The organism is Dickeya chrysanthemi NCPPB 402 (assembly GCF_000406105.1).
GTDB lineage: Bacteria > Pseudomonadota > Gammaproteobacteria > Enterobacterales > Enterobacteriaceae > Dickeya > Dickeya chrysanthemi.
In genome coordinates, this window is the sequence record NZ_CM001974.1 from 306,400 (window position 1) to 323,471 (window position 17,072).

Annotated in this window: 15 protein-coding genes and 2 pseudogenes; 12 read left to right on the forward strand and 5 right to left on the reverse strand. The window is 55.0% G+C overall.

The genetic code is table 11. The annotated features are described in order from the left end of the window. The 4 genes and pseudogenes from DCH402_RS01455 to DCH402_RS01470 all read right to left on the reverse strand — a co-directional run. A pseudogene (locus DCH402_RS01455) lies at positions 1 to 355 on the reverse strand (Hsp33 family molecular chaperone HslO); the annotation flags it as partial. A gap of 239 nt (positions 356 to 594) precedes the next feature. Continuing rightward, entirely contained in the window at positions 595 to 1,008 is a 414-nt protein-coding gene (hslR, locus tag DCH402_RS01460) for a ribosome-associated heat shock protein Hsp15 (RefSeq protein ID WP_050583242.1), read from the reverse strand. Then, the gene (gene yrfG / locus DCH402_RS01465; protein WP_039999223.1) at positions 1,005 to 1,709 is read right to left on the reverse strand and encodes a GMP/IMP nucleotidase; all 705 of its coding nucleotides are present in this window, start codon (positions 1,707 to 1,709) and stop codon (positions 1,005 to 1,007) included. The genes hslR and yrfG overlap by 4 nt, the downstream gene beginning before the upstream one ends. 119 nt (positions 1,710 to 1,828) lie before the next feature. Continuing rightward, the gene (locus DCH402_RS01470) at positions 1,829 to 3,964 is read right to left on the reverse strand and encodes an intracellular growth attenuator family protein (protein ID WP_039999225.1); all 2,136 of its coding nucleotides are present in this window, start codon (positions 3,962 to 3,964) and stop codon (positions 1,829 to 1,831) included. Positions 3,965 to 4,385: 421 nt separating this feature from the next. Between DCH402_RS01470 and nudE the strand changes: the two genes are divergently transcribed. Next, positions 4,386 to 4,934, forward strand: coding sequence for an ADP compounds hydrolase NudE (gene nudE / locus DCH402_RS01475; protein WP_039999227.1), 549 nt, complete (start codon positions 4,386 to 4,388; stop codon positions 4,932 to 4,934). 388 nt (positions 4,935 to 5,322) lie between these two features. Here nudE and mrcA read toward each other — a convergent pair whose 3' ends face one another. Continuing rightward, a complete protein-coding gene (gene mrcA, locus DCH402_RS01480; protein WP_039999228.1) occupies positions 5,323 to 7,881 on the reverse strand; it encodes a peptidoglycan glycosyltransferase/peptidoglycan DD-transpeptidase MrcA in 2,559 nt (852 codons plus the stop codon). 249 nt (positions 7,882 to 8,130) lie between these two features. Here mrcA and pilM point away from each other — a divergent pair, with 249 nt between their 5' ends. The 11 genes and pseudogenes from pilM to DCH402_RS22110 form a co-directional block, all read left to right on the forward strand. After that, complete coding sequence (gene pilM / locus DCH402_RS01485) at positions 8,131 to 9,009, forward strand: type IV pilus biogenesis protein PilM (RefSeq protein WP_039999230.1); 879 nt, start codon at positions 8,131 to 8,133, stop codon at positions 9,007 to 9,009. Continuing rightward, positions 9,003 to 9,563, forward strand: a complete 561-nt coding sequence (locus DCH402_RS01490) for a PilN domain-containing protein (RefSeq protein WP_039999231.1) — start codon at positions 9,003 to 9,005, stop codon at positions 9,561 to 9,563. The genes pilM and DCH402_RS01490 overlap by 7 nt, the downstream gene beginning before the upstream one ends. Next, a complete protein-coding gene (locus DCH402_RS01495; RefSeq protein WP_039999232.1) occupies positions 9,563 to 10,114 on the forward strand; it encodes a hypothetical protein in 552 nt (183 codons plus the stop codon). The genes DCH402_RS01490 and DCH402_RS01495 overlap by 1 nt, the downstream gene beginning before the upstream one ends. Further along, complete coding sequence (locus DCH402_RS01500; protein WP_050583243.1) at positions 10,111 to 10,470, forward strand: HofP DNA utilization family protein; 360 nt, start codon at positions 10,111 to 10,113, stop codon at positions 10,468 to 10,470. The genes DCH402_RS01495 and DCH402_RS01500 overlap by 4 nt, the downstream gene beginning before the upstream one ends. 3 nt (positions 10,471 to 10,473) lie before the next feature. After that, positions 10,474 to 11,775, forward strand: coding sequence for a DNA uptake porin HofQ (gene hofQ, locus DCH402_RS01505; protein ID WP_071604652.1), 1,302 nt, complete (start codon positions 10,474 to 10,476; stop codon positions 11,773 to 11,775). 464 nt (positions 11,776 to 12,239) lie between these two features. After that, a complete protein-coding gene (gene aroK / locus DCH402_RS01510) occupies positions 12,240 to 12,761 on the forward strand; it encodes a shikimate kinase AroK (protein ID WP_027710718.1) in 522 nt (173 codons plus the stop codon). Positions 12,762 to 12,814: 53 nt separating this feature from the next. Next, a complete protein-coding gene (aroB, locus tag DCH402_RS01515) occupies positions 12,815 to 13,900 on the forward strand; it encodes a 3-dehydroquinate synthase (protein ID WP_039999234.1) in 1,086 nt (361 codons plus the stop codon). Positions 13,901 to 14,033: 133 nt separating this feature from the next. After that, on the forward strand, positions 14,034 to 15,101 hold the full coding sequence (locus tag DCH402_RS01520) for an SPOR domain-containing protein (protein WP_039999235.1): 1,068 nt from the start codon (positions 14,034 to 14,036) through the stop codon (positions 15,099 to 15,101). Positions 15,102 to 15,177: 76 nt separating this feature from the next. Next, positions 15,178 to 16,005, forward strand: a complete 828-nt coding sequence (gene dam, locus DCH402_RS01525; RefSeq protein WP_039999239.1) for an adenine-specific DNA-methyltransferase — start codon at positions 15,178 to 15,180, stop codon at positions 16,003 to 16,005. 287 nt (positions 16,006 to 16,292) lie between these two features. After that, on the forward strand, positions 16,293 to 16,970 hold the full coding sequence (gene rpe / locus DCH402_RS01530; RefSeq protein ID WP_039999241.1) for a ribulose-phosphate 3-epimerase: 678 nt from the start codon (positions 16,293 to 16,295) through the stop codon (positions 16,968 to 16,970). Continuing rightward, a pseudogene (locus DCH402_RS22110) lies at positions 16,963 to 17,072 on the forward strand (phosphoglycolate phosphatase); the annotation flags it as partial. The gene rpe and the pseudogene DCH402_RS22110, both read left to right, overlap by 8 nt.

Below are 17,072 nucleotides of genomic sequence, written 5' to 3' on the forward strand. Positions count from 1 at the left end.
GGGTAATGGTGATGACCAGATAGCCGTTGCCTACCATGTCATGCAGCGAACTATCGGGGGCAATGTCGCCTTGCAGCCGCGCCACGCCGCGCATCTGCTGCTGATGATTGCCGTTGATCACCGCCAGCTTCAGCGGGCCGTCGCCCTGCAACTGCACGGTGATATCGCCGCTGAATTTCAGCGTCGCGGTCAGCAGACTGGTCGCGACCAGCAGGTCGCCCAGCAGATTTTTGACCGGTGTGGGGTAGTCGTGATTAACCAGCATCTGCTGGAAGGTATCGCTTACCGTAACCAGTTCGCCGCGAACAGCATGGTTTTCGAACAGATAACGGTGCAGTTGGTCATGATTGGCCATAATTTTCTCTCGTGGTGACGACGGCTTAGAGCCTGCCCCACCAAGGCTATTTTACTTGCCATTTTGGACCTGGGCAGTGCTCTAAATCCTCACGTACTCCGTGTACGCTCCGGGTTACTCGCTGCGCTCGCCCGTTGGGCCGGACAAAGTGCTTTGTCCGTTCAACATGCGTTGCATGTTGTCTCCGCGCTGTCCGTGTCCAAACTGGCTGCGCCAATTACGCTTGGTGGGCTAGGCTCTTATTCCGCGTCACTGTACTTGAATTTGATTAAATCCCGGCGTTCTTTTTTATCCGGTCTCCGGTCCGGATGCGGCATGGATAGCGCGTTCAGTTTTCTGGCCTGCGCCAGTTGTTCACGCTTTTCAATGCTTTGCTGCGTTTCTTCATACAGTGCCTGCGCCTGTAACGCCGGGCGACGTTGATCGCTAACGGCGCGGACAATCACCGTGCGCGAGTCGTTCCCCTGGCGCAGCGTGATTTCGGCGTCCAGTTCCACCAGTTTGCCGGGTTTGCTGCGCTGGCCGTTGTAGTGCACTTTGCCGCCGTCGATCATCTCGCGTGCCAGTGAGCGAGTTTTGTAAAAGCGCGCCGCCCACAACCACTTGTCCAGTCGGACTGCATTGCCATCATCATGTTGACTGTCTTTGCTCATGAGCACTCCTGATTACCGACAGGAATCGACTGGTGAATACCCGGCAGCAGCGCCAGGTAGTCGTTCATCGACGGGTGTTGCCGGAAGCGGTTTTCCTGCGGACTGGTCGAGTCAGGATTACTGACGCCCAGACAATAGCGGATGCCAAAAGCTCTGGCGGCATCCAGTATCGGCTCGTTGTCATCCACAAACAGCGTGCGTTCCGGATTAAACCCGGTTTCCGCCTGCACCGCCTGCCATAAACGCTGATCTTCTTTGGGATACCCATAAGTATGGGTGGAAAGCAATAAATCAAGGTGTTTATCCAGCCCGGTATGGGCGACTTTGACCGACAGGCCATGCGGATGAGCATTGGTCAGCAGAATAGTCCGGCGACCGCTTCTGCGCAGTGCGTGCAAAAACGGTGTGGTGTCGTCGCGCAGGCGGGCGCGGTGACCAATATCGCTGGTCATTTGGTGAATATCCAGACCCAGTCGCTCGCTCCAGTAGTCAAAGCAGTACCAGTTGAGGGTATGACGCACCGCCTGATATTCCACCGCGATCAACTGCTGCGCCTGATCCAGGCTGATATCACGCTGACGGCTGAGTGATTCCGGCACTAATTGCAGCCAGAAATAGCTGTCAAACGCGAGGTCGAGCAGCGTACCGTCCATATCCAGCAAAACGGTATCGATCTCATTCCAGTTCAGTTCGGGATTCATACATACTCCAGATACTTGCCCCGTCTCCGGTTGAACCGGAAACGGGGCAGTCGATGTTATCAGCGTAGCATAACCGTTAAACGCGGCCGATCGCACCCATCGATTGAGGGGACCGGACGTTAGGGGTGAACCGTACTCTCGTACAAAGGGCCGGCGGCCGGTGCTTCCGGCACCAGATGACGCGCATAGTATTGCTGGATATTGGCGATACGTTGCCGGCTACGGCGGCGTTTCACCAGCAGCAATACCAGGTTCAGGATCATAATCACGCTGAAAGCCAGCAACAGCAGACAGGCGCCCAGCGAACGCCACATGGTGACGGCATCGGGTTCGCTATGCAGCGAAATATGGCGAGTACCGTTGGCGTCGATACTGATCTGGGTGATCACGCCGCTCGCTTCAAACGGTGTATGCAGCAGCAGAGATGAAAGGCGTTGCAGTTCCTGCCATTGTTCCTGCGGCGGCAGATCGCGCAGTGGTGCGACCGGCGCCTGATGATTGACGAATTGCCTGCCTTCGTCGCTGCGAATCAGAAAACCGCCCGGCGGCGGGCTGTTCAGTGAATTGGAGGCGGTAATGATTTCACGGCTGTAGAACTCGTCGGTGGCGCTTTTCACCAGCGCATCCAGCGATTCGGCGCTGACCGGGCGTAATACTACGCTCATGCCTTTTAATGCCCCGGAACGCGCTCGCTTAACCAGCAGATCCCAGTTTTTGGCGTTGCCCAGATTGATCAGTGCGTTTTTGAGGCGAGTACAATCTTCTTCTTTCTCGCATAACGCATCGGTTTTCAGCACGATATCCGAGAAGTTATTTAACAAAATCATGCCGGATTTTTGGATGGCGTCCGCCAGTTGCGAACTGACCTGATTATCGCTGGCTGCCGGGTGCAACTGTTCTTTCACCGTCTTTTGCAAGGCCGTGGTTTTCTCAATGGTATCCGATTCCGGTAATGGCAGCGGCGCAGCCTTGTTCCAGTAAATCGCCGCGCAATCGAATGGCGCAAATGCCGAGGCTTTAGAGGCGGTTGGGTTGAGACTGATCGGCGGCACATAACACATACCGCTGCCGCGCACCTGCAACTTGTCGCCGATGTGCAGCGGCATGCGCTCCAGCTCTTCTACCTGACTGACTTTGAGGCTGCTTGCACCCTGAACCCACGCCAGACTGAGCTTCAGCGGTAGGTCAAGCGGCACCGAGGTCAGCAGTAAGGTCAGGCTAAGCAGCGCACCGGCTGCCAATACGGCGTTTTTGCCCCACTGCTGTAACGGAAAGAATTTGACTTCGTTGTGCAACGACAGGTAATTGCCCTGACGAACGACCTGGCGGGTCAGGTAAATATCTACATCGGTTTTTCTGCCGAGGTCATAACCGATATACGGCTGCCAGTGTGGAGGATAGATAAGATCGATATTGCCGAGCGAGACGTTGCCGATCTGGCTTTGGCTGGTGTCGCTAAACAGTCCCATACATTGCGGCGTACCGTGCAGGCAGTGCACCTCGCGGAGCTCTTTTTGCGAAGGAGGTCGAAACAGTTGCCAGCACCCCCAAGCCATCATCAGACAGGCGGCGCCGGCCAGCCAGGGCAACATCGCCAGCGGGCTGGTCAGGCTGAAGACCAGCAGCAGAAAGGCCAGGCTCAGCACCGCACTTTCGCGCAGGCCGCGTGAACGGTGCACCGCGTGTTCTTCTTTCGTTTCCTTGCGAATCGCTACCAGTTCGGTGTGTTCATGGATTTCCGGACGGATGGAGGCCTGCTCGCCTGGGATATCTGAACCGGCGAATGAATCCATCTCGTTGACGAATTCCGTCAGCGAATGACCATTTAATGAAATAACCAGTGGGATCGAACGGGTTTTGATCAGTTCGATTTCATTGTTCTGGGTGATGTATTGCTCCCAGCGTGCCGGCAGGTGGATTTCCTGAGTATCGATGTAATAGCGCCATTTGTTGGGCGCGTCGGTGCTTAACCCGTAGCGGGTAATGCTATGAGTGATGGGATACACCCGGTTGCCCGGCAATAATCGGGGTAACGTAGCCGGGACGGACGCAGAAACCGTGCTGTCCAGATGGGCCATGGTCAGATAACGTTCGATAGCAATACGCTCCGACGCGGTCAGCTGACGATGTCCTGATGGTGTAACCGGCAAACGCCTGGCGAATAGAAGACGACGATACATGAGATAGCCAATGATCCCCCCTACGGTAATCAGACCGGCAAACAATACAGCCAATATGATGAGTATTGTGCGCATATTATCTCCAGCCAACAGCGTAGGGTTCCCTCTGTTATTTCCAGATAGTAACAAAACTACACGAACAATGTTAACCCACGTCGTACAGTTAATGACTGAATTAACCGAACATTGCTTGTTTAACAGTGTATGGTAGCAAGCGAAACGGGGAGCGAGAATGAGGAAAGTCTGAATTTTTTCTGATGAATCCATGTCTGATCTTCACCATGATAAGCATGTCACTTGTATAAAAAAACTAATATGTTTGCATTGTTGCTAATTTGTAAATTCATCATGATGGAGTTGCAGCTACTGTTAATGTTAACGCACAATGTGACTCACTGAATATTCTTTAGGAAACAGCAGCCCTACCGCTTTGTGTTCCGTGTCGGTATTGACCTGAACGGGGAAAGCCTGTTGATGTTTCCTCATCGAGGCCACGATGGATAATAACCTGCAAAAACCCAAAATCCTCAAGGTTGAGACCGTAGCCCGTTCACATCTGTTCAATGTGGAATCCGTTGATCTGGAATTTAGCAACGGTGAGCGCCGTATCTATGAACGTATGCGCCCATCGGGCCGTGAAGCGGTGATGATCGTACCGGTTATCGGCGATGAGCTGCTGTTGATTCGCGAATATGCGGTCGGTATCGAGCAGTATGAGCTGGGGTTTCCCAAAGGTCTGATTGACCCGGGTGAAACGGTGTTTGAGGCGGCGAACCGTGAGCTGATGGAAGAGGTTGGGTTTGGCGCACAACGGTTTGAATTGTTATCAACCCTGACGATGGCACCTTCTTATTTTTCCAGTTGTATGAATATCGTGGTGGCGAACGGCCTCTACCCTCAACGTCTGCAAGGCGATGAGCCGGAACCGTTGCAACTGGTGCGCTGGCCGTTAGCGGATATGATGGCGCTGCTGAAAGAACCGGATTTCCGCGAAGCGCGCAACGTGAGCGCACTATTTTTAGCGCAACAGTTTTTAGCGCAATAATTTTTATCGTAATCAGCTATACCCAAAATAATTCGAGTTGCAGGAAGACGGCGACGCAGCGAATCCCCGGGAGCTTACTCAAGTAAGTGACTGGGGTGAGCGACAAATCTGCCGGGAGCAGATTTGAACGCAGCGCGCTGCGGCCCGTAGGGCGAGGCCCAGGGAGGGGCCGAGTAATAAAGCCAACGCACCTGCAACTTGAAGTATGACGGGTATAAATAGCGCACTGATAATGGCCGCCGGTTGCCGGTATTGCCGTCCGGGCGGCGGTGCAACCAGCGACTTTCGGTGTGAGTCCCTAAAGAAAAAGGCGCATATCGCGCCTTTTTTCTGCTGGTGATGACGGTCTTTGCCGCTGTTGTTGTCGGCGGTGTATCCGCCTAGGGGATCAGAACAGCTCCTCCGCCTGACCGCTGCTGGTGTTGAACAGGGTAGTCCCTGCATCATGCACGGCCCGTTCATTGGGCTGGGTACCGTCGATGAAATATTCCTGACGGCTGTTCGCGCCGCCATCCGACAGTTTGCCGCTGCTGCGATCGATAGTGACCGTGACGATCCCCTGCGGCGGCGGCGTCTTCTGCTCCGGTACGCCGTTCAGCGCGACCTTCATAAAGTCGTCCCAGGCCGGCTCGGCACTTTTCGCACCGCCTTCGTAACCGGAAATCTGGTCGCGAATCACACCGGATGCCGACGTCCGGCCAAGGTCTCGGCGATGATCGTCAAAACCAATCCATACGGAGGCGACGATATTGGGGCCGTAACCTGAGAACCAGGCGTCTTTCGAGTTATTGGTGGTACCGGTTTTACCGCCGATGTCGTGGCGTTGCAGTACCTTACCTGCGCGCCAGCCGGTTCCCATCCAGCCCGGTTCACCGAATACGTTACTGTTGAGCGCGTCTTTGATCAGGAATGCCAAAGGCGTACTGATGACATGCGGCGCGTAAGGCTGCATCGCGGCTTGTCTGGCGACTTCCGACGGGGTAATCGGGTCAACCTGCGGTGCCGCCTGCACCGGATTTTCCTGCGATGTCGCGACATTTTCCATGCTGTCGTCCGACAAGACGGCGGAACGTTGCGTATCCCCGTAAATCACCGGCAGATTGCAGGTATCGCAGACGATTTTCGGCATCGCGGTGAAGAGGTTATTACCGGCGGCATTGTCGATTTTGGTGATGAAGTAAGGGTCCACCAAATAGCCGCCGTTGGCCATGACCGAGTAACCGCGAACAACCTGTAACGGCGTAAAAGACGCCGCGCCGAGCGCCAGCGATTCGGTATGTACGATATTCTGTTCCGGGAAACCGAAGCGCTCCAGATAATTGGCGGCGTAATCCACGCCCATAGCGCGCATGGCGCGCACCATCACCACGTTTTTCGACTGCCCCAGCCCCTGACGCAAACGGATTGGGCCGTCATACTCCGCCGGCGAGTTTTTCGGGCTCCAGTCGGAACCTGCACCCGGATCCCAGCGCGTAATCGGCGCGTCGTTAAGGATGGTAGCCAGCGTCAGGCCTTTATCCATCGCTGCGGTGTACAGGAACGGCTTGATGTTCGACCCTACCTGCCGCAACGCCTGCGTGGCACGGTTGAACTTGCTTTGGTTGAAATCGAAACCGCCGACCAGCGCCAGTACCGCGCCGTCTTTCGGATTGAGCGACACCAACGCCGAGTTGACGTCGGGCACCTGTGCCAGCCACCAGTCGTTATCGACTTTGCGTACCCAGATTTGCTGGCCGGCTTCCAGTACGTCGGTGACGCGTTTGGGCGTGGGGCCTTGCTGATCATCGGAACGGTAGGCGCGGGCCCAGCGTACCCCGACCATCGGCAGTTCGATTTTGTCGCCGCTCGCCAGTATGGCGTGGGCTTTGTCTGCGCCGGCATCGGTCACGACCGCCGGGAAAAGCGGCCCGTAAACCGGCAGTTTTTTCAGTGCTTCGACAATCTTGTCTTGCGTCAGGGCCGGCATGCCGACTTTCCACAACACCTGGTCCGGCCCGCGATAGCCGTGGCGCATGTCATAAGCGATGACATTGTTGTGTACGGCGTCTTCCGCCGCCAGTTGCAACTTACGGGTAATGGTGGTGTAGACCTGATAACCGTCGTTATACGCATCCTCGCCGTAGCGTTTCACCATTTCCTGACGAACCATCTCGGCCAGATACGGCGCGGAGAAAGCGATTTCCGGCGCGTGATAATCCGCCACCAGTTTTTCGCTACGGGCTTGATTGTACTGCGCCTGTGTAATGTAGTTTTCGTCCAACATGCGGGACAACACCACATTACGGCGAGCAACGGCGCGATCGTAGGAATAGAGCGGGTTGAAGGTAGACGGAGCCTTCGGCAGGCCGGCAATCATCGCCATCTGCGCCAACGTCAACTGGTCAACCGGGCGGCCGAAATACACCTGCGCCGCCGCACCGACGCCGTAAGCGCGGTAACCCAGATAGATCTTGTTCAGATACAGCTCAAGGATTTCTTCTTTAGTCAGCGTTTGCTCAATGCGAATCGCCAGAAACACTTCCTTGATTTTACGCAGCAGCGTGCGTTCCGGGCTCAGGAAGAAGTTTCTCGCCAATTGTTGGGTGATGGTACTGGCCCCCTGCGACGCATGGCCGGAAGTCAGGGCGATTACCGCCGCACGGATGATCCCCTGCGGGTCAACGCCGTGATGCTCAAAAAAGCGGCTGTCTTCCGTTGCGATAAACGCGTTCACCAGTGTCGGCGGGATCTGCTCCAGCTTCAGCGGGATACGCCGTTTTTCACCGAACTGGGCGATCAGTTCGCCATCGGCGCTGTAAACCTGCATCGGAGTCTGCAGGCGAACATCTTTCAGCGTGGCGACATCGGGTAATTGTGGCTCGATATAGCGATAGAGGCCATAGAGCGAAGCAACTCCCAGCAGAATGCAACTCACTGCAAGGATGAATAGGTACTTTACGAACTTCACCGGAGATTTTCCATTCAGTAGCAATTGAATAGTTTATAAACAGACGGGCGCTAGTATAAAGGGAAGCCAGCAAGGTGGATATACCTGTCGTCTTTCAGGTTACAGGCGCATGGCTGCTCTCTGTTCCCGGCCCTTTCCCCTTGAGGGTAAGGCAAAATAACCGGGCATTACTCTGCTGTCGCCCAGCCTGCATCTCGACGCCCATCGGGTATCTGTTCTGTTGTGAAACGATAAGGAGATCGAACATTCATGGCTTATCCCATCTGGCAGGTTGGGCTGGACATCCAGAACGGTTTTATACGTGCTATGGCCGTACAACGCCGCCGATATGGCTGGCAATTGCGCCATTGGTGGCAGTTGCCGTTACCGGATGGCACATTACGCGGCGGTAGTCTACATCATCCCACTGAACTTTGTACGGTTCTTCGTCAATGGCGGCAGGAATTGCCACGATTTGTTTCATTGAGGTTGGGGTTTCCCGCCCCGCGAGTGCTGCAACAGCGGCTGGCGATGCCGGACCGGCGGTTGCGTGAACCTCAGCGCGGCGAATATATCCGCAAAATGGCGGTCAAGGCGTTGCCGGTTAGCGGCGACGATTTGGCGCTGGATTATCGCCCCGATCCGCAAACCCCCAATATGTTGCTGGTTACGGCGGCACGTCAAACTGAGCTGGATATCTGGCTGCATTGTTTGCGCGATGCCGGCTTGCAACCCGATGCAGTGGATATTACGCCTTGTGCGCTGCGTTGTATGGCCGCCCGTGCCGGACTGGCGGACGATCGTTTGCTGTTGCACCGTTTTGACGATCACTGGTTGTGGGTGTCGCCGCTGAAAGCGCCTTTGGCGTTTGGCACGTTTCATCCGGATGACATGGCGGATGGGGCGACAGATATTCAGGTAGAGCCTGATCTCATAAAGTATGTGAGTACCTGCTATCAAAAAGAGGTGTCACCTGTTGCCTATCTTAGCGCCTCAACGCCGGCCGGGTTGCAACACACATCCGCCTCTCTGGCGGCCTGGTCACCCCTGACGGCATTTAGTCAGCAACGGCCCCCATTACCGGCGTTTCCCGCGGCTTTTGCTATTGCCGGCGGGCTGGCTATCCGCCCGGAGGATTCACCATGCTGACCGTCAATCTTCTGGTATGGCGCCCGCGTCTGTTATATCGGCGTATGCGGCTAAGTCTGTTGCTGGCCGGCATTGTGCTGCTGGGGATCGGTGGTGCGGCGGCCATACTTCGTGGGCACTACCAGCAACAACGAATGTGGTGGACGCAACAAATAGAGTGGGTCGTGTTGCAACCGCCGCGTTATGAGCAGCTTTATCTTCAGACGCTCGCCGCCTGGCAGCAGCGGGAAACCCGACTGGCGCAACAGGCGGCGCAGGAGCAGAGTCGGCGACGGAATCTGCGTTATCAGATCTTGCTTGAGCAACTGCCCATCGTACTGCCGGATTCGCTGTGGCTGACGGAAATTAGCGATGACGGTTCACGAATCCATGTATCCGGAGTGAGTAATCACTATTCTGCGGTTGTCGCCTTGACGAATGCAATGGCGGTATTACCTCACATCGCGGATGCCGGCGTACAACAGACGGAGCGTGATCCACAAAATCGCGCTCGGCTGAATTTTTCGCTGCACCTCTACTGGCAGGATGTCGCCGAGTCTGGAGAAAAAGCGTGATGCGGTGGCTTTATCCTCAGGCCGCACACTGGCTGAGCGCGCCACTGTGGCTATGGTTACTGGCGCCGTCGGCGGCGATCCTGTTGGCGGCGCTTATTGGCGGTGGAGTGTGGATGTCGGCAGAGCAGCAGCACCTGCGGCAGCTCAAGCAGCAGTATCGGGATGGTGAGAACGCCATTGAGCAGTGGCGGCGCAAAATTACGCCGTTACCCGACTTGCACTCGCTGCAGCGTTGGTTGGCCGGGCAGCCCTTATCTGCGGAGGACTGGCCGTTAAATCGTATCTCGTCGCTGCTGGATGCACCGCTGCATGACAGCGGCGTGCATCTGGAAGCCTGGCAGCCATTATCGGCGCAAGCGCGTCATGGCTCCTCTCCCGCCTGGCGACTGGTTTTCAATGCCGAATACGGGGAAACGCTGGATTTCCTTTCTCGGTTTAGCCAGTTGCCGGTAGTGCTGCGTATCGATCGCATCACGATCCGAAAGGTTCCCGCCGGGTTACGTACCGAGCTGCAATTGTCGCTGCCACAACCGCCGGAGGCCAAACCATGAAAAGAGGGCGGATCGGGGTGCTGTGGGCCGGTTTGTTTCTGTGCTGCATGGGTGCCGAAGCGGTGACGCGCGACCCATTCCAGCCGTTATCAACGGCTTCATGCGATGACAACCCGGTGAAGGATAAGTGGCAATTGAAAGGGATGGTGGGGTCATCGTCGCAGTGGGTTGGATGGTTGTTCCAGCCCCAAAGCCACTGGCTGCGTGTTCGTGACGGGGATGTGTTGCCTTTGGGCGATTGGCAGGTTATGCGGCTCGACCGTAGCGGCGTTGTGTTACGCACGACCGGCGGGCAGGGACGCTGTGAGACGGCGGAGATTCATCTTAACGCGCCTTTTCATCACAACATGGAGTGAAATATGGAAACAGGACGTTTTCCCAACGGGCGATTCCGCCGCTACGGCTGGCTGGTGATGTTATTTTGCAGCATGCTGGCCGAAGCCAGCCGCGACGAGCCGGTTTCGCTGGCATTTGATGATGTGCCGGTCCAGCGTGTATTGCAGGCGCTGGCGGACCATCAGCAGCTCAATCTGGTCGTAGCCCCTGGTGTGGCAGGCAATGTTAGCCTGAATTTGCACCAGGTTCCCTGGCAGCAGGCGCTGGATATTATTTTGCGTATGGGGCAACTGACGCTTGAACGGCAGGACAGCGTCATGATGGTTTACCCCGATACCGTGATGAAAGACAGGCAGCAGAAACAGGAAGAACTGGCGGCTAAACAACGCCTGCAACTGCCGTTGCAGAACTTGTCCGTCACTTTGCAGTACGCAGAGGCCGCCGATGTGGTGGCCAATTTGCAAAGCCAGCGCGGTACGTTGCTGACGGAACGCGGCAACGTAACCGTAGACAAACGTACCAATACCTTGTTGGTCCGGGATGTCGGTTCGGCGCTGGAGCAGATTCGTCCCTGGATTGAGGAACTGGATAAGCCGTTATCGCAGGTACAACTGGCGGCGCATATCGTTACCATCAGTAGCGAGCATCTCAAGGCATTAGGCGTTAATTGGGGGCTGGGCGATGGCATGGCGACGGGGCAAGCGCTGCAAATGAATAATTTTAACGTCAGCTTGCCGATAGAATCGCCCGCCATTAACGCCGGTTTTCATCTGGCAAAGTTGAACGGACGACTGCTGGATCTGGAATTGATGGCGCTGGAACAAGAAAACGAGGTGGAGATCATTGCCAGTCCACGTTTGTTTACTGCGCATCAGCAGACGGCCAGCATCAAACAAGGTACGGAAATCCCGTATCAGGTATCCAGCGGTGCGAGCGGTTCGACATCGATCGAGTTTAAAGAGGCGGTACTGGGCATGGAGGTCACGCCGCGGATTCTGCATGGCGGGCAGATTACGCTTAATCTGCTGATTAGCCAGAATATGCCGGGGCGCGCCATTAAGCAGGGGGAAGACGGGGAGATTCTAGCGATCGATAAACAGGAGATCCAGACTCAGGTTACCGTTCAGGATGGCGAAACCATTGTGCTGGGCGGTATTTTCCAGCAGCAAAAAAATCAGGCGGAACGTCAAGTGCCGGGGTTAGGGGCGTTGCCTGGCATCGGTGCGTGGTTCCGTAGCGGCAACCGGCAGCATACCCGACGCGAACTGGTGATCTTTATTACGCCGACCTTGATTCAGGCGGCTAAACGCAAGCCCGCAGCCTGATTAACGACCCCGGCGGACAACGGGATTTAGCCGCCCGCTTTACTAAATAGTGTCCTTCATCGTTTGACGATACCGTCGTTTTAGCATACAAGGATAGCGGCTTGAGCACGGAAGTGGTGTTACATCAGCGGTGTATACCCCAAACGCACTTCAAGTTGCAGGACAAAATGCGGGTGTTTTGAACAACGCGCCGTGTTGGCCCTTCAGGGCGAAGCCCGGTAATGGGCCGAGTAAGAAAGCCGACTTTCCTGCAACATGAAGTATCACGGGTGTAGATAAAACGCACGGTTTATCGCTGCCTGGTTCGTGTGGCATTTTATTCGGTTGCCAAACTACCCTGAGTATTGAGATAATTTTTTGTCTGATTCTCGCACTATCGCTCATGAGGTTTCAGTTTAGGTTCCGCCGCAGGTTACATGGCGGGGCGGGTTATCATTAACGAATTTCTTAGTAATACCAAAAAAATGGCAGAGAAACGCAATATCTTTCTGGTTGGGCCGATGGGTGCCGGCAAAAGCACTATTGGCCGTCAGTTAGCTCAGCAGCTCAATATGGAATTTTTCGACTCCGATCAAGAAATTGAGCGACGTACCGGGGCTGATGTGGGCTGGGTATTTGATGTGGAAGGCGAGGAAGGCTTCCGCGAGCGCGAAGAGAAAGTCATTAATGAATTGACGGAAAAGCAGGGTATCGTGCTGGCAACGGGCGGTGGTTCGGTGAAATCACGCGAAACCCGCAATCGCTTGTCTGCACGTGGCGTGGTGGTGTATCTGGAAACCACGATTGAAAAACAGTTGGCCCGTACTCAACGAGATAAAAAACGTCCGTTGCTTCAGGTTGAAACCCCACCACGCGAAGTGCTGGAGGCATTGGCGAAAGAGCGTAATCCGCTGTATGAAGAAATCGCCGATGTTACGATTCGCACCGATGAACAAAGCGCCAAAGTCGTTGCCAACCAGATCATCAGCATGCTGGAAAACAACTGATTTTGTGTAATCTCCTGTATACCACAGGCTTCTGACAGATCAATGGAACGCGCATGGAAAGAGTCACCGTAACCCTCGGGGAACGTAGTTACCCCATTACGATAGCTGCCGGTCTTTTCAATGATGCGGCTTCTTTTATGCCGCTGAAAGCGGGCGATCAGGCCATGCTGGTGACCAATGAAACGTTGGCTCCACTGTATCTGGATGCGGTACGTGATCGGTTGGAGAAAAGTGGTGTGCGGGTGGATCAGGTCATTTTGCCTGATGGTGAACAGTTCAAGTCTTTGGCTGTGCTGGAGCAGGTATTTTCCGCATTACTCGCTAAACCGCATGGCCGCGATACGACGTTGGTCGCGCTGGGCGGCGGCGTCATTGGCGATCTGACCGGATTTGCCGCGGCCTGTTATCAGCGCGGCGTGCGCTTTATTCAGGTTCCCACCACGTTGTTGTCTCAGGTTGATTCTTCTGTCGGCGGCAAAACGGCTGTCAATCATCCGCTTGGTAAAAATATGATTGGCGCGTTTTACCAGCCGGCCTCAGTGGTGGTCGATCTGGATTGTCTTAAGACGTTGCCGGCACGCGAGCTCTCTTCCGGTCTGGCTGAAGTGATCAAATACGGCATTATTCTCGACAGCGCCTTTTTCGAGTGGCTTGAAACGCATATCGATGAGGTTCGCAACCTGGAAAGCGCCGCGTTGGCCTACTGCATTCGTCGTTGTTGTGAACTGAAGGCGGAAGTGGTGGCGGCGGATGAGCGTGAGTCCGGACTGCGCGCCTTGCTGAATTTAGGCCACACTTATGGACATGCCATTGAAGCGGAAATGGGGTATGGCAACTGGCTGCATGGCGAAGCCGTAGCCGCGGGTATGGTGATGGCGGCGCAGGCCGCACGTCGTCTCGGCCAGTTGAATGCCGATGATGTCGAGCGTATCAAAGCCCTGTTGCTGCGTGCCGGATTGCCTGTTACCGGGCCGCGCGAAATGGTTCCGCAAGCGTATCTGCCGCACATGATGCGGGATAAGAAGGTTCTGGCAGGAGAGCTGCGTCTGGTTCTGCCTACGGCGATTGGTCAATCGGAAGTTCGTTCCGGCGTATCACACGAACTGGTGTTGGCATCGATAGCCGACTGCCTTCCCTAAATCCGCCATCTGCCGGCTGAATAGCCAGCAGATGGCGTCGCAGTAGTTTACGTTTAAAATACAATGCCTTATGATTTAGTCTTTCGCAGTTTGAGATGTGTGCGGAAGCTAGCCTTTCAGTTGGAGGGTATAAATGGATGAGTTCAATCCGGAAGAAGAGCTGAAGCCGGATACCAGCGATAGACGCCCGGTGCGTCAGCACAGACGAGGCAAAAGCTTCTCTGCCCCCAGTGTTTCGCTATCCAGACAACACACCATGATTGGTATTGGTATCGTCGTTCTGGTGCTGTTGATCATCGGCATAGGTTCTGCTTTGCAATCTCCCAGTCAGAATTCCTCTTCCGCATCGTCGCAATCGGCAGGCTCTGGTAAGAATATCGATCTGTCATCGTCTATGTCTTCCAGTCAGGAACCAGCCGCTATGTCTTCCAGTCAGGAACCGGCAGCGTCTCAGCCGTCTTCTCCTGCACCGACGGGCAACCAGAATGCGGGGGGAACCGGAGCGCCGCAGACGTTGAGCGGTCAACCTGTTTCCGGCACGCCTACGCAGGCGCCGTTGCCTGCGCAGAGCAACGGCCAGCAGCGTATTGAATTGCCGGGGAACATCACTGATGCGCTGTCTCAGCCTCAGCAGCAGGATCGGGTTAACGCGTTTTCTGCCGGGTTACCGACCGAGCCGGCAACCGTGTTCTCGCCGACGGCTAAAGGCGGACGCATGCCGTCCGTAGAGAAGTCGCCTTCCCATGTGCAGGCAGAAAAACCGTCAGCGCCGGCATCCCATAAAACCGCCGCCGAGGCAAAAGAAGCGGCTAAACCTGCAACGAATACCCATCGGGCACCGACGACGGCAGTAACGCCTGCCCCGTCCAGTAAGCCGGTAACGGCGGTTAAACCGGCGACATCGACGGGAAGTCAGGGCAATGCGGCTATTCAGAGTGCGCCTGCCAGCCACTTTACTGTGCAACTCAGCAGTGCGTCCCGTGAAGACTCTCTCAAGACGTATGCGCGGGAACAGCGGCTGACGAATTACTGGGTATATGAAACGAAACGCGACGGGCGACCCTGGTATGTTCTGGTGAATGGTGTTTACGCCTCGCCGGAAGATGCCAAGCGTGCTATTGCGTCCCTGCCTGCTGATGTTCAGGCGAAAAAACCATGGGTCAGGCCGATCCGTCAGGTGAAGCAGGACTTGACCAAGTAACACCAATTGGCCCTGATGTGCTGTCTTAACAGAGTACAATCCGTGGCTCTGAACTGTGTGAGTAACTAACGACGGCATGAAGAAAAACCGCGCGTTCTTAAAATGGGCCGGTGGGAAATATCCGCTGGTGGAGGAGATTCGCCGATATCTGCCAGCGGGAGAGCGATTAATCGAGCCTTTCGTGGGTGCGGGTTCCGTGTTTCTCAATACCGACTACGACAGCTATATTCTGGCTGATATCAACAGCGATCTGATTAATCTCTATAAAATCGTTAAAAACGAGACCGATGCTTTTATCAGCGATGCCCGCAAGCTGTTTATCGATGAGGTCAACACCTCGGATGTATTTTATCAACTGAGAGACGAGTTCAACCTCTGTACTAATGACTATCGTCGGGCATTGTTGTTTCTGTATCTGAACCGGCATTGTTATAACGGTCTGTGCCGCTATAACATGCGGGGTGAGTTCAATGTGCCGTTCGGGCGCTATAAAAAGCCTTATTTTCCGGAAGAAGAGCTTTATTGGTTTGCGGAAAAGGCACAGAACGCGACCTTCGTTTGCGAGCATTATCAACAGACGCTGACCAACGCGACCTCGGGTTCGGTGGTGTATTGCGATCCGCCTTATGCGCCGTTGTCGGCGACGGCCAACTTTACGGCGTACCACACTAACAACTTTAACCATCAGGACCAGCAAAATCTGGCGCAACTGGCGCAACGGTTATCGTCGCAAAACCAGATCCCGGTGCTGATTTCCAATCATGATACGGTGCTGACTCGTGAATGGTATCGTGATGCGTCATCGTTGTATGTGGTCAAAGCGCGCCGTACCATCAGCCGCAATATTTCGGGCCGCAGTAAGGTGAATGAATTGCTGGCGTTGTATTGTCAGGCGACGTCCTGAGCGTGGCAACGCGCGATGGGCGGGGGAACCGGTGAAAAGGTATCCTGTGTTCCCCGCGAACAGTGTTGTTCATGAATGCCGTTCTTCATACACAGTGTTCTTCGTAAGTAGTGTTCTTCGTAAACACAATGTTCTTCGTAGACACCATGTTCTTCGTAAACACCGTGTTCTTCGTAAACATAGTGTTTTTCGTAAACATAGTGTTCCCCAACAGAGTGGCTGTACAGGCGTGCCGTCAATGGCCGAACCCGGCAGCGGAATGCAGACTTGATGGTTTGGAGAAACGCATGAAACCGTTTTTAATCGCCCCGTCTATTTTGTCGGCTGACTTTGCCCGTCTTGGCGAGGACACCGCGCGCGCGCTGGCTGCCGGGGCGGATGTCGTTCACTTTGATGTGATGGATAACCACTACGTTCCCAATCTGACGATTGGCCCGCTGGTGCTGAAATCCTTACGCAATTACGGCATCACCGCGCCGGTGGATGTGCATCTGATGGTCAAACCGGTGGACAGACTGATACCTGATTTTGCCGAAGCGGGAGCCAGCTTCATTACGTTTCATCCCGAGGCATCCGAGCATGTCGACCGTACGTTGCAACTGATCAAGGATCATGGTTGTAAAGCCGGACTGGTGTTTAACCCCGCTACATCGTTGAGTTATCTTGATTATGTGATGGATAAGCTGGATATCATTCTGCTGATGTCGGTGAATCCGGGCTTTGGCGGCCAGTCGTTTATTCCATCAACGCTGGATAAGCTACGTCAGGTGCGTCGGCGGATTGATGAAAGCGGTTATGACATCCGCCTTGAAGTGGATGGCGGCGTCAAAGTGGATAACATCGCCCAGATTGCGGCTGCCGGCGCCGACATGTTCGTGGCCGGTTCGGCAATTTTCGGCCAGCCGGATTATCGTGCGGTGATTGACCGTATGCGGCAGGAACTGAAGGCGGTGCGTCATGACTGATTTTGCTGCGATTCGTGGGTTGGCGTTTGATCTGGATGGTACGCTGGTCAATAGTGCGCCGGGGCTGGCTAAAGCCGTGGATATGACATTAGGTGCGTTGTC